General features: G+C 42.9%; 12 protein-coding genes. 7 read left to right on the top strand and 5 right to left on the bottom strand.

Features of this window, described 5'->3' with window-relative positions:
- Positions 1-267 precede the first annotated feature (267 nt).
- Positions 268-771, bottom strand: coding sequence for a 2TM domain-containing protein (locus tag H6G32_RS06340; protein WP_190456243.1), 504 nt, complete (start codon positions 769-771; stop codon positions 268-270).
- Between the two features lie 152 nt (positions 772-923).
- Positions 924-1,727 (bottom strand): creatininase family protein, encoded by an 804-nt coding sequence (locus tag H6G32_RS06335; protein ID WP_190456241.1) that lies wholly within the window; start codon positions 1,725-1,727, stop codon positions 924-926.
- A gap of 147 nt (positions 1,728-1,874) precedes the next feature.
- Between H6G32_RS06335 and H6G32_RS06330 the strand changes: the two genes are divergently transcribed.
- From H6G32_RS06330 to H6G32_RS06300, 7 genes are all read left to right on the top strand, one after another.
- Positions 1,875-2,948 (top strand): PstS family phosphate ABC transporter substrate-binding protein, encoded by a 1,074-nt coding sequence (locus H6G32_RS06330; protein WP_190456238.1) that lies wholly within the window; start codon positions 1,875-1,877, stop codon positions 2,946-2,948.
- 93 nt (positions 2,949-3,041) lie between these two features.
- Entirely contained in the window at positions 3,042-4,013 is a 972-nt protein-coding gene (gene pstC, locus H6G32_RS06325) for a phosphate ABC transporter permease subunit PstC (protein WP_242046512.1), read from the top strand.
- Positions 4,010-4,945 (top strand): phosphate ABC transporter permease PstA, encoded by a 936-nt coding sequence (gene pstA / locus H6G32_RS06320; protein WP_190456235.1) that lies wholly within the window; start codon positions 4,010-4,012, stop codon positions 4,943-4,945. Before pstC ends, pstA begins: the two co-directional genes overlap by 4 nt.
- Positions 4,946-5,014: 69 nt before the next feature.
- Complete coding sequence (pstB, locus tag H6G32_RS06315; RefSeq protein ID WP_190456234.1) at positions 5,015-5,818, top strand: phosphate ABC transporter ATP-binding protein PstB; 804 nt, start codon at positions 5,015-5,017, stop codon at positions 5,816-5,818.
- A gap of 202 nt (positions 5,819-6,020) precedes the next feature.
- Positions 6,021-6,728 carry an ROK family protein gene (locus H6G32_RS06310; RefSeq protein ID WP_190456232.1) on the top strand — a complete coding sequence of 236 codons (708 nt, stop codon included), beginning with the start codon at positions 6,021-6,023 and terminating at the stop codon, positions 6,726-6,728.
- Positions 6,729-7,099: 371 nt separating this feature from the next.
- Positions 7,100-8,266 carry an FIST signal transduction protein gene (locus H6G32_RS06305; RefSeq protein WP_190456229.1) on the top strand — a complete coding sequence of 389 codons (1,167 nt, stop codon included), beginning with the start codon at positions 7,100-7,102 and terminating at the stop codon, positions 8,264-8,266.
- A gap of 6 nt (positions 8,267-8,272) precedes the next feature.
- Positions 8,273-9,346: an ATP-binding protein gene (locus tag H6G32_RS06300; protein WP_190456228.1), complete on the top strand. Its 1,074-nt coding sequence runs from the start codon at positions 8,273-8,275 to the stop codon at positions 9,344-9,346.
- A gap of 22 nt (positions 9,347-9,368) precedes the next feature.
- On the opposite strand, the gene H6G32_RS06295 is transcribed toward H6G32_RS06300, so the two are convergent.
- The 3 genes from H6G32_RS06295 to H6G32_RS06285 form a co-directional block, all read right to left on the bottom strand.
- Entirely contained in the window at positions 9,369-10,256 is an 888-nt protein-coding gene (locus H6G32_RS06295; RefSeq protein WP_190456226.1) for a M48 family metallopeptidase, read from the bottom strand.
- Between the two features lie 21 nt (positions 10,257-10,277).
- On the bottom strand, positions 10,278-12,974 hold the full coding sequence (locus tag H6G32_RS06290) for a zinc-dependent metalloprotease (protein WP_190456224.1): 2,697 nt from the start codon (positions 12,972-12,974) through the stop codon (positions 10,278-10,280).
- 259 nt (positions 12,975-13,233) lie between these two features.
- The gene (locus H6G32_RS06285; RefSeq protein WP_190456223.1) at positions 13,234-15,102 is read right to left on the bottom strand and encodes a hypothetical protein; all 1,869 of its coding nucleotides are present in this window, start codon (positions 15,100-15,102) and stop codon (positions 13,234-13,236) included.

Raw genomic sequence — 15,102 nt, 5'->3', positions numbered from 1 at the left:
AATTAAGAAATCGGTTTTCCTTACCCGGCACAAACCCTGGCTTTTTGGCAAATACTTTTTCTCTGTCACTGATTTTCGATCAAGTACAAAAACTAAAACTATGATCCCACAAGGGTTTCAGCGTCAGGTTTTGGGGTTCGTAAAAATGGATAAAGTCGAGCTAAGAAGATGTTTTAATCCGCTGGTGCTTCGTTCACCATGGCATTTTATCGTCATCAACATCCTCTCAGCGCAGCTTTCGTCTTTAGCTATTTAGCTATGAATCACCTAAATTTGTAACGCCTTGAACCACTTATTGATTACTGTGTTGATAGTTTTTTTAATTTGATGCTTACGATTCCATTTCTGAAATGCCATTTCATACTCTTCGCCTTTAGTTTGAAAGGTATTCCAGACATCTAGCCCTAGGGCTAATCCGCAGAATAGCAAAATGTACAGCGACCAAGAAATACCGCCACCACCAATCAAATCTACCACCATAAAAAAACCGTTGACAATGGCATAATTGCCAAGACGCTTCTTAAATTTTCCTCGACGGTAAACATCAAAAGCTATTCGCTGTTGCCCTTCGCTCTGTTGCGCCAGCCAGTCGCGTTCTGCTAGATTTAAACAATCTGGGGATATTTCTAACTCAGATGCTATTTCTAATATTTGCTCATAAGAAAATTCTTTGTTTTGATCGTCAGATTGACGGGCGATCGCCAATTGCAAAATTTTCTGTACGTCTTCTTGGCTATAAGAACGGAGACTTTTAGGTTCAAACGCCGTCATAGTTCTTTCTCGGAGAATTAATTTTAATAGAGATTTGCTGCTCCGATGGCATCGCTTTTAGGGGGCGCACAGCGACACCACCATTATTTCCATTAATCCTACACTAGCAAATTTAGATAGGAACTGGCGGTAGTAATTTCCCGCTCCCATGACTAACTGGGTTGGGGTAGGCGAAAGGTGTAAATATCTTTAATTACCTGTACCCAACCATTGGCGACAGATTCGAGGATGCGATCGCCTTTTTCTTTGGTTGCAGTTGTCGGATCACCAATCACGCCACTTTTACTAATATCCCGCGTCACCCAAGCCACAGGTAGTTTACCTTCCCAACTCAGCAAGGTACTTTCTGACTGTTCTGGTGGATACTCAGCAACAGCCTTGTCTAAGTGTACTTGTTCCGGCAAAATCGCCAGCATGATGCTAGTTTCAGCATCTCCGGCGTGCATTCCCTGCTCTGCCTCTTTCACAGTCAATAAATCTTTAGTAATATTAGGAACACGCCAAGTAAACAGGGGAAAAACCAAAAAGTCATCATATTTAACGTGTAAATCTCGGGCGGCCATTTGCATAACTTGGGGTTGTCCGCCGTGAGAGTTCATCAACACGAATTTTCTAAACCCAGCACGATAAATACTTTCTCCCACTTCCATAATGGTAGCTGTCAGTGTTTGGGTACTCAAAGTAATCGTACCGGGAAAGTGCCAGTGTTCGTTAGATTTGCCGTAAAAAAGATTGGGTAAAGCGTAAGCGGGAATGCTAGCATCCAGCTGGGATAGAGCTTTTCCCAGTACTCCCACACCGATAGCAGCATCAACAATCAGTGGTAGATGGGGGCCATGTTGTTCAATTGCCCCTACTGGTTGGATGATCACCACATTTTCTTTATCTGGCATTACCTGAACATCATTCCAGGTGAGGTAGGGGAAAAACCGTTCTGGGGGAATAAAGCTGTGCATTTTACCCTGACGTGAGCTTCTTGCTTCTCAGACATTCTAATAAAAATGCGGAATATTTTTATTAGTTTTAACCGTTTCTTAACCTGCCTTGTTTTTCCTAATGGTAGTTTATAGGCGGAATCCATGCCATCATTTATCAAAAGATTTATGTTCTCTTCAAAGATGCGGTTGGTTGCTCCCATAGTTGTCCTAGCAATTAGTATCAGCTCTTGCGGTGACAACAACCAAGCTTCCAACAACCCTAGCCCAGCAACTGGTGGTGATGCAACTCCAGCCGCAAATACAGCATCTGGCTCGAATGTATCTGGAAAAGTCATGATCGATGGCTCTAGTACCGTGTTCCCCATTTCTGAAGCGATGGCGGAAGAGTTTCAGAAGGCAAATCCTGGTGTGCAAGTCACCGTGGGTAACTCTGGTACAGGTGGCGGCTTTAAAAAGTTTTGTAATAATGAAACCGACATTTCCAATGCTTCCCGTCCGATTAAGTCGGAAGAAGTGGAATTGTGCAAAAAAAATAATGTAGAGTACATTGAACTACCGGTTGCCTTTGATGGTCTTTCCGTTGTGGTCAACCCAGAAAACAAATTTGCAGCATGCCTCAAGGTAGATGAACTAAAGAAAATGTGGGAGCCAGAGGCTCAGGGCAAAGTCACTACCTGGAAGCAAATTCGTCCTGACTTTCCAGATGAGCGATTGGGCCTTTTTGGAGCAGGTACAGACTCTGGTACTTATGATTTCTTTACCAAAGCCATCGTAGGAGAAGAAGGCAAAAGCCGGGGAGATTTCACTGCTAGTGAAGATGACAACACCTTAGTACAAGGTGTAAGTTCTGATAAAAATGGTCTGGGCTTCTTCGGGCTTGCTTATTACGAAAACAACAAAGCAAAGTTAAAGCTAGTTGCCATTGATAATGGCAAGGGTTGTGTTCAGCCTACCCCCGTAACCGTTGCTGATGGTACTTATCAGCCACTATCTCGCCCAGAGTTTATCTATGTTAAAAAAACAGCAGCAGATCGTCCTGAAGTCAAGGCTTTTATTGATTTTCATCTAGCTGCGGCGAACCAAAGGTTAGTAAAAGAAGTAGGCTATGTGCCTCTACCTAGCGAATTGATTGGAGAAATTCAAGGACGCTTTAATAATAAGAAGGTTGGTTCAGTTTTTGAAGGTAAGGGTTCTAAAGTGGGTGTTACCCTGAAAGAGTTACTCAAACAGGAAAAATAAGAATCTTTTGGCAATTGCTATATTGAGAATGGTAAGTAGATCCAAAAATATTTAGCCAGCTTGATCAAGCTGGCTTTGTATCTATAAAAACCAATGACTTTGTACTTAGGAGGTGTGCTGACCATGAGTGTCAACCCGTTACCGACTTCAGGAGATACTGCCGAATTATGGCAACCAAATCGTAGATTGAATCAGCAGATAGAAACTACAGTAAAAGGGCTATTTGCTGTGTTTGCTTTTATCTCGGTAGCGACTACAATCGGCATTGTTTTAACGCTAATTTTTGAAACTGTAGGATTTTTTCAAAAAGTACCGATCTGGCGGTTCTTAACAGAAACACAATGGACACCACTGTTTGCTAATAAACAGTTTGGCATTATGGTGCTCTTGAGTGCCACATTGCTTACCTCTACAATTGCGATCGCCATAGCATTACCTATTGGTTTGTTAGCCGCAATCTGTTTGAGTGAATATGCTTCTGCTGGGCTTCGCAAATGGCTCAAGCCTGCCCTAGAAGTTCTAGCAGGTGTGCCCACCGTTGTTTTTGGTTACTTTGCACTGCTGACAGTAACACCATTTCTGCAAAAAGTCATTCCTAGTTTGCAGGGATTTAATGCTTTGAGTGCGGGGATAGTATTGGGAATTTCCATTATTCCACTGGTAGCTTCTTTGAGTGAAGATGCCATCTATTCAGTTCCTCAAAGTCTACGGGATGGCTCCTACGCATTAGGCGCAACCAAACGGGAAACAATAGTTGCAGTCATCTTACCCGCAGCTTTATCTGGGATAGTAGCTTCTTTTATTTTGTCTATTTCCCGTGCCATTGGTGAAACTATGATTGTCACTATTGCTGCGGGTCAAAATCCCCAGCTAGGACTCAATCCGCTAGTACCAGTTCAAACAATGACAGCCTATATTGTCCAAGTGAGCCAAGGGGATACGCCAGCCGGTTCACTAGCCTACAACACAATTTTTGCAGTGGGTATGACTTTGTTTGTCATCACCTTAGCCCTGAATATTTTTAGTTACTGGTTTGTTCGCCGCTTCCGGGAGAAATACGAATGAGTTTCCGAAATTCCCAGTCCACAGATCAGAACTACTCTGGAGAAAATCCGGACTTTGATGTCTCTCTATCTAAGCGCTACACTTTTGACAAAGTTTTTGAAATTTTGGCTTGGTCTGCAACTTTATTTGCGTTGTCAGTGCTGGCTATTTTGCTATTCAATGTGTTGACTGATGGGCTGGCTCGGTTAAATTGGTCTTTTATTACCAGTTACCCTTCTCGTCGTCCAGACATAGCCGGGATATTGTCTCCTCTAGTAGGCAGCATTTGGTTATTAGTAACAATTGCTATAGTTTCCTTTCCCTTAGGAGTTGGGGCGGGAATCTATTTAGAAGAATATGCAAAAGATACTTGGTTAACTAGGTTTGTAGAAATTAATATTGCCAATTTAGCCGCAGTGCCATCGATTATTTATGGACTGCTAGGTTTGCAAGTTTTCGTGCGGTGGATGGCTCCACTTACCAATGGACGGAGTGTATTAGCTGGTGCTTTAACTCTGAGTTTGTTGATTTTACCAATTATCATCATTACTACTCGTGAATCTTTACGTGCCGTTCCCGATAGTCTGCGGCAAGCAGGTTATGCTTTGGGAGCAACCAAGTGGCAGGTGATCCGAGTACAAATTTTTCCCATCGCTTTACCAGGTATCCTCACAGGTACAATTTTGGCACTTTCGCGAGCCATCGGTGAAACAGCTCCTCTAATCACGATTGGAGCTTTGACTTTCATTGCTTTCGTTCCTGATCTTTCTTTAAAAGGATTGCAAAGTCCTTTTACAGCCCTGCCAATTCAAATTTATAACTGGGTTTCTCGTCCCCAGCCAGAGTTTCATAATAATGCTGCTGCTGCGATTATTGTTTTGATGCTTTTGCTACTGCTAATGAATACATCAGCAATCTTGTTACGCAATAAGTTCCAGCAGTCACGCCGATAATTTAATTATTATCATTGACTGTGGGGTTTAAATCAAATTTTAAATCGTCAATTAATTGGAAATTTTTGCATGGCATTTACTACAAAAACCGCCACTGATGAGCATATTTTGCGAACTGAAGAATTATCTGTTTTCTACGGTAATTTTAAAGCAGTTAGTAATGTTAACTTAGATATTAAAAAAAACAAAATTACGGCTTTTATCGGCCCTTCTGGTTGTGGTAAAAGTACCGTACTCAGATGTTTTAACAGATTAAATGACTTGATTTCCGGTACACACATTGAGGGCAGAATTACCTTTCAGAACAGAAATATTTATGATAAAAAGATTGACCCAGTAGATTTGCGCCGTCAGGTTGGTATGGTGTTTCAGAAGCCTAACCCCTTCCCCAAATCAATTTATGAAAATATCGCCTTTGGCGCCAGGGTTAATGGTTATCGTGGTGATATGGATGTATTGGTAGAGCAGAGTTTGCGGCAAGCTGCTTTGTGGGATGAAGTTAAAGATAAACTCAAGCAGAGCGGTCTATCTATATCTGGTGGTCAACAGCAGCGCTTGTGTATTGCCCGCGCTTTAGCTATTCAACCAGAAGTTTTGCTGATGGATGAACCCTGTTCAGCTCTTGACCCAATTTCAACTTTGCGGGTTGAGGAATTACTTCGAGAACTGAAATCCCAGTATACGATTATTATCGTTACTCACAATATGCAGCAGGCTACGCGGGTGTCAGATATGACGGCCTTTTTTAATGCACGAGCGACGGAAACGGGCAATAAAATGGGATATCTGGTTGAATATGAATTGACAGAGAGTATTTTCAGCAATCCCCAGCAGGAAGATACCCGGAATTACGTCGGGGGCAAATTTGGTTAAATCTAGACTTAGAAAAAGCAATTTAATCTACGTGAAAATGCTGATGAATCTCTGAAAATTCTTTTAGGGGGTAGAGGAAAGGTCAGTTTGCTGGCAACATCTCGATGATTCGGGAAGTTGTGAAGACTCTCAAAATATCTGGATATCATCTGAATGCCGCAGCATAATATCCAAAGAGATAGCAGCAACGAGGGTAAAACTAATGGTTGAAGATCATGGATCAATTCGCACCCTATCGGTGGATATTGGCGGTAGTGGTGTCAAGGCTATGGTGTTGGATATCGCCGGCAAGCCCTTAACGGAAAGGGCGCGTTTAGAGACGCCTCAACCGGCTAAACCGGAGGTAGTAATTAACGCTATTGTGGTGTTAGCAGCGGCACAAGGCGATTTTCATCGTGTTTCTGTAGGTTTTCCCGGTGTGGTGCGATGTGGAGTCACAGAAACGGCGGTAAACTTACATCCAGATTGGATTGGCTGTGATTTGGCAACAATATTGTCTAAGCAGTTAAACAAACCTGTGCGGGTGATTAATGATGCTGATATGCAGGGTTTAGGTGCGATCGCCGGGTTGGGTGTGGAATTGGTAGTGACACTGGGGACTGGCTTTGGTTCGGCTTTGTTTGTCAATGGAACTCTAGTGCCGAATATGGAAATGGGACATCATCCGTTTCGCAAAGGGGAGACTTATGAACAACAACTCCGACGTGCAGCTTTGGAAAGGATTGGTGAGAAAAAGTGGAATCGACGGTTAGAAAAAGCGATCGCTTCTTTGCAACATCTTTTCAATTATGACTACCTTTATATCGGCGGCGGTGAAGCTGTTAAGGTAAATATGCATTTGCCGTTAAATGTAAAACTCATTCCCAATGTCACTGGTTTATTGGGTGGGATTGCTTTGTGGAAAGATTAGACAGTTGATTCTCGACATACAGCACTTTGCCAGTACATAAAGTACAGATATTAGCAGTGAAACTCTTGTGGGGTGGGCCGGACAGCCCCCCATTGTATACCTTATTTTGATGTAAGGTTTGTAGTGAGGGCTTTAGCCTCTCTTTGAGAGGCTACGCGGTAAACGCAGCTATGCCCGCTTTCTCTTGACAAAGAAGGGCTGAATTCCTTACTAAGAGCTAATTTCAATATTTTTTACTTTACTTAACATAGTTTGATTTTTTTCGCCTACTTACTTGTATAAACTAAAAGTTGCAGTTTAGATTAAGTTTTTCATCCTCTATAATTTGAATACTAAATCCAAAAGTAAGGAAAACTTACTAGAATGTGAAAATGCTAAAAATTGCCATTGGTCACAGTGAAGATCCTGATGCTCAAAGTGCTATTGAGGAAGTCCTAGATCAATGTATCAAAGCATTGACAGGCACTGTTCCTCAAGGGGGTCTGTTATTTGCTGCCATTGATTTTGAACATACCCTAATCCTTCAAGCAATCAATCAGATGTTTCCCAAGATCGAACTGATTGGTTGTACCACAGATGGTGAGATGTCCTCAATATTGGGTTTTCAACAAGACTCTCTCACACTCATGCTTTTCTGCTCTGATACGGTAGAAATCCGTGCGGGAGTGGGATATAAAACCAAAGACAACCCCCTCGCTGCTGCTCAACAGGCAGTTCAACAGGCAACTGAAAACAGTAGCACACCTCCCAAACTGTGTATTACCCTACCTGCTAGCTATACAGCAGATGGTTCAATCACCAGCAGTGATGCGATTCTTAGCGGATTGGAGTTAGCTTTAGGTTCACAGGTTCCGATTATTGGTGGTATGGCAGGAGATCAATTCAGGATGCAAACAACTTATCAATTTTGCCGAACTGAAGTAGTCACTGATGCTCTACCCGTTCTGATCTTTTCTGGAGATTTGCAATTTTCTTATGGAAAAGGATGTGGGTTGCAACCTATTGGCAACAAAAGTATTGTAACTAAATCTCACGGAACAGTTCTATATGAAATTGATGGAAAACCTGCACTAGAATTTTACCAACGCTATTTAGGCGATCGCCTACCAAGTCCTGAAAATGGATTGGCTGTTTATGAACAAGATAGCGAAGACTATTACATGAGAGTTCCTAATAGTTGCGATGCAGAAACAGGTAGCATTAATTTTCTCTGTCATATTCCTGAGCAAGCAGTAGTGCAAGTGACAAAAAGTAGTCGTGATGAAATAATTGCAGCGGCTGAAACTTCCTTGAAGATGGCTTTAGAAAACTATCCAGGCACAGAACCAGAAGCTGTTTTACTATTTTCTTGTTGCTGTCGCCGTTGGATTTTGGGTACGAGAGCTAAAGAAGAATTAGATGTTGTGAAAAATACACTTTCCCAAACTATCCCCATCTGCGGCTTCTATACTTACGGCGAATTTGTGCCCATGAAATCACAGGGTTTAAATTATTATCATCAAGAAACATTTGTTACCCTAATTCTAGGTATAAAATAACGGTTTATGGAATCCGCAGATAGTGAAGAGCAAATTAAAAAATTAGCTAAAGAAATTAGGATTCTGAAAAAAAAACTAGAGCGATCTGAAGATGATCGATACCAACTAGAGCATGCCAGCGAACGCAGCGAGGCGATTCTTAAAGGGGTGATTCGAGAGTTAGAAGAGTCGCAAACTACTTTAAAAAACCGCAGCCGTGAGCTAGAAATTGCCCTAGGAAACCTCAAAGCATTGCAGGTGAAACTTATTGAATCTGAAAAAAGGTCTGCTCTTGGCGTTTTAGTTGCCGGTATCGCCCACGAAATTAACAATCCCATTAGCTTTATCTACGGAAATTTGCCCTATGCTAATAATTATTTTCAAGATTTATTTAGACTAATCCAACTATATCAGCAGTGTTACCCTGAACCAGTCGATATAATTAAACAAGAAATTGAAGCTATTGAACTGGAATTTATCAAAGAAGATTTAGAAAAAATATTTCAATCAATGCATATTGGAGCAGAGCGAATTGCTAAAATTATCAAATCACTACGCACTTTTTCTCGATTTGATGAAGCCACTTTAAAAGTAGTTGATATTCATGAAGAAATTGATAACACGTTGGTGATTTTAAATACGCGCTTGAGAGCCACTCCAAAAAATCCAAATGGCATTCGATTAATTCGAGAATATGAACAAATACCTTTATTAACGTGTTACCCCAGTCAACTCAATCAGGTATTTATGAATATCCTGTCTAATGCAATTGATGCCTTGGAAGAGGCAAATGAGCAGCGGACAACTGAAGAAATCGTTGCACATCACAATACAATTTGGATTTATACCCGTCTGATAGCTGAAAACCAGATCATGATTTCAATTGCAGACAATGGTCTCGGAATTCCAGATACAATTAAATCGAGGTTATTTGACCCATTCTTTACTACTAAAACCGTGGGTAAAGGAACTGGATTGGGTTTATCTATCAGCTATCAAATTGTGACAGAACTACATAAAGGGAAACTTGATTTTAATTCCACCATAGGACAAGGCACAGAATTTGTTTTGACCCTACCGATAAAAGCTAACTTAATATAGTAATTCTAACTCCCTCCAGAAATCACCAAGAAGTCAAAAAATTCCACCCTTCCTTTTCTTCTGGGGTGTTTAAATCTTTCTCTTTGTGTTGAATTAAATTATCATATTCTCCAGAATCAACCCATTTTAATAACTCGCCAACCCTCATAACTACCCAAGAAAGCCGGGTTTCTGTATAACTTAATATTTTAGTCACCTGATCCAAACTATCAAAGTCATTGGCTGCAAACTCTCTGGCTTGAACAACAAAATCATCAATTACACTAGTAGTCAAATATTCTTCTGGCAAACCTGCGAGTTTTATCAGTGCAGTAGTGGCCACATCAATATCTTGACAAGCTAACAACCCAGCACGATCAGCAGTGAACCTAGCCATCATCAGCCAATTATATAAAGCCAGTTCCAAGCCACCAGCTATCAAGCCTCCTAATCCCAGTGTAGTACTGCTTAACAAATTTTTCAAAGCTGGCATGACAATTGCCATTTGGTGATAAATCATGTGTTGACTCTTAATGCGAGCAACTTCGTGTCCCAAAACAAAAAGTAATTCCTCTGGGTTTAGCCACTCCATACCATCTAGATTAATCCCGATAATGGATTTTTCCACCCCAACTACATAGGTATTAATGTGCCCTGTGCCGCGAAACAGATACATTTCCGGCAGGTTGGCAACATCAAGAATTTGACAAGTTTCTACAAGTGGCTGATGCAATTGAGGAAAATTATTGGGTGTAACTCTAATTTCACTACCAAGGCTTTGTAGCCTGAGTAGGCGATCAATGCCATACTCATTAATCTTTTTTAGCAGTGGGGAGACACCAGGCATATTTTTCAGAGAAGCCAAGGCTTTGCGATCAAAGGGGTGCTCATAAGCTTGTGAATTCAGTCCAGTTAATACTTTTCTCGTCATGGGTTGTCAGTTTTTTGCAGGTTATCTAGAGAGTAACTGGGCGTTTAATGCCTTAGTGATGCGATCGCCAGAAAATTTTAAGTGGGCTAGTGTGTAAAGATCAAGCTTTTCCCCAAATTCCTTTAACCTGAGATTAATGGCTGTTTGCAGTTGATGCAACTCATACCAAGCCAGTGTCAGACCATTTTCCGATGTATCGCTAGTATGCAACACCATTGCCAGCAAAATATTTAGATGTTCCCGTTGTAACGAACGGCGGATACTAGAAATTGGCTTTGGTTCAACTGATGCTAAAACTTCCGTCCAGATGCCCTGTTGCAGAGTATCGAACAGTTCGGGGATGGAGAGTGCTTGCCCAAGTTGGCTTTTGAATTCTATATCCTGCAAACGATTTAGCCGTTCGCTGTCTAATAGCGATCGCAATACCGCACTTTGGAAATGCAAAATGCGATCGTGAATGGGATAATCAAGGCGGTCATTAAGTACCGGGCTACCCCAGTGTTGCCAGCGCGACGGTGCTAACTGATTCAGCAACTGAGGTGAGAAACTAAAAGCATCCTCAGCAAACACATAAGACTGCAACTTCGCCAACACCTGACGTTGTTTGATCAGTGACACTGGTACAAATGCCCAGGAAATCTCATCCCCAGCATGAACACGGCGGAAAGATTGCCCACCAATATATTTAGACAGCAAAGTGGCATTCCGAAAATAGTATTGAAGTACCCTATTAAATAAAACCCGCAGGTGACTATAACTTTCTCCCGGCAATAGATAATGCTGATCAAGGCGTTGCCACATCACACGGGCATTATCCATTTGCCATTGGGAATAAACAAGCACATCGCTACTCATATCCCAGACATTCGCCAGAGGATTTATATCCCAGATATCTTCATCAGTGGCGTAAGATAACTCAGGTTGAGGTGACACCAAAGCAATTTGTGCCAAAAAACCTTTTTCTGCTTCGGGAATAATTGCCTCAATTGCCAGATTAGAACTTCTTTTATAACCATAGGCAATTGCCCATTCATCGTAGGGGCCAACCATCCCCGGAAAATAATCACCTTGCTGGACTCCCTGGGGTGCTATATTCACTGGTAAATAATCCATCACCGAACCCACTAAACCTTTATTGTGGGTGATTTCCAGATTATTTAACTCTTCGGGAGCTAACATAGTGCTACCGTGAAAATTATGGCGCAAACCAAGAGTATGTCCAACTTCGTGAGCGATTAGAGAACGCAAATATTGATGCACATAGTCCTGCATAGCCTCACTACTCGGTGTAGCGTTTTGCAAAATTGACAACGCCAGTGCCCCCATAGCGGCTTGATTTGCAGACTCCATCCCATAGCAGACATCATTAGCTGTAGAAATTTGCTCTGGCTGAAAATCCTTCGAGAACATACCAGGCAAATTACCTGAACAGGAGTTTTTGCCCAGTGGGTGATATTGTTGCTGAATTGAGCGCACCATATTGGCATCGACAATAATATCTGCGTCCAATATTTCCCCGGTGAGTGGGTTGACGCGCACTGGGCCTTTAGCAAAACCTCCATCGATAGAATTAAACCAGCGAATAGTGTTGTAGCGTATATCTGCCGGTTGCCAATCTGCATCATCTGGCATTTGCTGTACTTCCAGGGCATTTTGGAAACCTGCTTTTTCAAAAGCTTGATTCCACATCAGCACACCTTCCCGAATCGCCTCGCGGTACTCTAGTGGTACAGAGTTTTCAATCCAAAAGACAATTGGCTTTTTCGGTGGAGATATAGGTGCGTTAGGGTTGGATGGTTCTAGATGCCAACGATTGATGTAACGGACAAATTGTTCTTGAGGGTGATTGTTAGAGAAATTTTGGAAAGCGGTGATAAAGTATCCCACTCTGTCATCGGCTAGTCTGGGAATATAACCGTTGTTTTCGCCAAGCTGGGAAAAACTGTAGTGTACCTTCAGGGTAAGGGCCCTGCTATCAGGTAAGGTGACTAAATTTGCTCCTTCTGGCGAATAAAAACCGTAAATTGAATCAATTTCCAGGTTTTTGGGGAAGCTGCTGATTTCACCAAAATATGACTTGCTTTTTTCTAGGCGGTAATCAGCCTGTAAAGAGTATTTTAATAGGGGAGTTAATCCAGGAAAATCCTGCATTAGCAGATCATCCAGGTTAATCAGTATATTTTTACTGCGCGGATCGATGCTATCTATGGGGAGTGAATAAAGAACTGAGTCGCTAAATGAACGAATTTGCGATCGCTCTTCTGGTGTATTAGCTTGAGTCCGGAATTTGACATTACGCACTACAAAGTGCAAATTATCGTTTACTCGCTGGAAGTAGAAGAGGAAATCAGCCAGAGGTAAACCGCTATAAAGTCCACTTTCTCCAAGCCCCGATTCTAATGTCACCGTAGCTAGGTAGTTTTTATTTAGCTGTTCTGGTGCCAGTTGCAAGTAAATCTTGCCAGCATCTTTGCTGTAATAAAGTGTGAACAGTCCCTCTAGCTGATCTGTGCCTCTGACTATCTCCCGAAATCGCCGAAAATCTACCTTTTTGCTTGCCCCGAAATTATCACCAGCACTGGCTACGTTTTTAACATCAGCATTTGTCAGTTGACTGGCAAATGCCTTTGGCGGGGCGTAGCCCATCGCGTAATTAGGTTCTAGCAGCAAATACAGCAATAATGTATAAATTGCTAATTTCGTGATCCAGTATTTCATGCTTTTGCTTTCTTCTACCTGAAGCGGAAAACGGTGTCACCAGCCTAGAAGTACTGTGTCTTTTAATTGCTACTAGAGCTTTTGAGCGATTTTAAATTTAGAAAATAGAATTAATCATACAACAAAATATCTTTCTTCAGATAGATGGTTTATAAAACTAAAAATGTATGTTTATGGGACTATAACCGGAATAAAAACCCCGAAATGTATTGAATACTACATCTAAATAAATTTAGTTCAGCGGTTGTCATAACCTTTTCTAAGATGTCATAGAAACCCGTTCTGATGTTTCAAGCATTTGTAATGCAAAGTGCCCTGAATTGAACGTCTTAAGCTCCATTTGTAGGGCTGTACACAACTGCATAGACAGGTCTGCGATCGCCACAACCCGCCCTTCACGCAGTTCTCCAGTGATGGTTAGCTGATTGTTTTGTCTGGGCAGTATCTTTTGGTAGCGGTTATCATCCAACATCTCTAAGGCAAAATGTAACATCTCTGGTTTTTGATGGATATCGAGACGGGACAAATTCCCATCGAACAGGCATAGTAAGATATTGGGGGAGAGGTACTGCCGTCGCAATTCAGTTAGGGAACTGCCCTGGGAATCGTAGGCATCGATGAGTAAACCAGGATAGCCAGAGATCAGATCCGAGCGAATGAGCACGCCCGTAGCATGGCCATAGGGGATGGACAAAGATGTGGCGCAATCGCAAACAAAATCCCCTGGCGTTACCCGTCCGATGCTATAGGCGCCATCGAGTAAACAGCGAATCCAATTCGGATCGATCCTCAAGAACCGGATTGATTCCTTGGGGAGCAGCTTTTCATCTGGGACGAGATACTTAAAGGGAACTCCTTGCAGATGACTCAACTGATTCAGCCAAGTCTTTACCGCTTCAGGCATCTCGGTGTCTGTTGTGGCTCTCTCGTAGGGATGAGCTTGTTGCTCCGGGCGTTCGTTGCACTTCGCCTGCTGATCCCGTCGGCGCTTCCATTCATACAAATTGGTTGAAAAAGTCGGGCTTTGCAGCGCCATTAGCCGCCCCAACTCCCACGCCGATGAGTAGCTGACATCAAACATGCCAACGCTGGTGTGGTAACGCAGCAACGCATCAGTAGTATGAACGGGAACCTCAACGCTGTCGTTAATTTGCCCCGTTACAAATGGCCCGCGATACCAGGAGAGCGTGTTTCCACCTTGGCGCAGCGCGTGGCGAACTGGCACAAACCCTTCTTGTAAGAAGGATTCTGCATCGCTATTGGGACTGGGTGGCAAGCGGAATGAACGATGATCTCGCTCTAACCCTTTGATCATGTTGGCGAAAGTTTGGGTACTGGTGACACAGGCGAAGCGCCAACTGGTCAGACTCACCAGACGGATCGAATCATTGGGGCTGGCATTTTGGAAATCGAATCCGCCCCCAGCAGTATAGCGACCTTCAATAGAAACCAAATGCACAGTGCTGGTGGCTCCCGGTTGTGGCAGGCGATTGGCAATGATGACCCCCTGCTCACTGTCATCCAAATCGGTACGGCTGATGGACTCACCACTCAAGTTAATGCGGCGGACATGGGCTAGTATAGCCAGTTCATTGCGGCTCGGTAGCAAGGGTTCCAAAACTCGACGTGGCACATCAATTACACTTACTGGATCCCTAGCTTTTTGGTGGTCGTTGAGGGCGATCGCGGGGAATTTAGCCCCCTGGGTCCCTAGTTCGCCCAAGGTAATGACTTTTGTCTCCGGCTTTTCTTGTTCACTGAAGACTAGGAGTAACAACCAGGTTAAGGGTTCTGTGCTGCCGTCTGGACTCCGTTCCCAGGGAAAGGTGCTGCGGGTCAAGATAATGTGGGGTAAGACATTGCTGTGGTCGCCCAGGCTGCCTTGAGGCGGGAACACCGCCTGGATATCCTCCGGTTTTAGTTGAAACTGCTCGCCTTCTACCCGGAAGCTTCGCCTTGCCGTGAAGGTTTGGGGACTGATGTAGGCACGGCTATTGGTAGGAACATTTTGGGTTTGGAGTGTATGTTCTAGCTGGATTTCATAGTCGCCACTCGTGAGGGATGGTCGGTGGTAGGCTGCAAACACTAGGCTTTCAGGCGTTGGGGAAGCTGGAGTAGTATTGGTCAT

This window comes from Cylindrospermum sp. FACHB-282 (assembly GCF_014697195.1).
Classification (GTDB): Bacteria; Cyanobacteriota; Cyanobacteriia; order Cyanobacteriales; family Nostocaceae; genus Cylindrospermum.
This window is presented reverse-complemented; position numbering and strand designations above follow the sequence as displayed.

What these genes read in the sequence shown, in the direction of transcription:
- H6G32_RS06300 (WP_190456228.1), top strand. Translation starts at nt 8,273, where the DNA reads ATGGAATCCGCAGATAGTGAAGAGCAAATTAAAAAATTAGCTAAAGAA.
- H6G32_RS06295 (WP_190456226.1), bottom strand. Translation starts at nt 10,256, where the DNA reads ATGACGAGAAAAGTATTAACTGGACTGAATTCACAAGCTTATGAGCAC.
- pstB (WP_190456234.1), top strand. Translation starts at nt 5,015, where the DNA reads ATGGCATTTACTACAAAAACCGCCACTGATGAGCATATTTTGCGAACT.
- H6G32_RS06305 (WP_190456229.1), top strand. Translation starts at nt 7,100, where the DNA reads ATGCTAAAAATTGCCATTGGTCACAGTGAAGATCCTGATGCTCAAAGT.
- H6G32_RS06330 (WP_190456238.1), top strand. Translation starts at nt 1,875, where the DNA reads ATGTTCTCTTCAAAGATGCGGTTGGTTGCTCCCATAGTTGTCCTAGCA.
- H6G32_RS06310 (WP_190456232.1), top strand. Translation starts at nt 6,021, where the DNA reads ATGGTTGAAGATCATGGATCAATTCGCACCCTATCGGTGGATATTGGC.
- pstC (WP_242046512.1), top strand. Translation starts at nt 3,042, where the DNA reads ATGACTTTGTACTTAGGAGGTGTGCTGACCATGAGTGTCAACCCGTTA.
- pstA (WP_190456235.1), top strand. Translation starts at nt 4,010, where the DNA reads ATGAGTTTCCGAAATTCCCAGTCCACAGATCAGAACTACTCTGGAGAA.
- H6G32_RS06290 (WP_190456224.1), bottom strand. Translation starts at nt 12,974, where the DNA reads ATGAAATACTGGATCACGAAATTAGCAATTTATACATTATTGCTGTAT.
- H6G32_RS06285 (WP_190456223.1), bottom strand. Translation starts at nt 15,102, where the DNA reads ATGACCAATACTACTCCAGCTTCCCCAACGCCTGAAAGCCTAGTGTTT.
- H6G32_RS06335 (WP_190456241.1), bottom strand. Translation starts at nt 1,727, where the DNA reads ATGCACAGCTTTATTCCCCCAGAACGGTTTTTCCCCTACCTCACCTGG.
- H6G32_RS06340 (WP_190456243.1), bottom strand. Translation starts at nt 771, where the DNA reads ATGACGGCGTTTGAACCTAAAAGTCTCCGTTCTTATAGCCAAGAAGAC.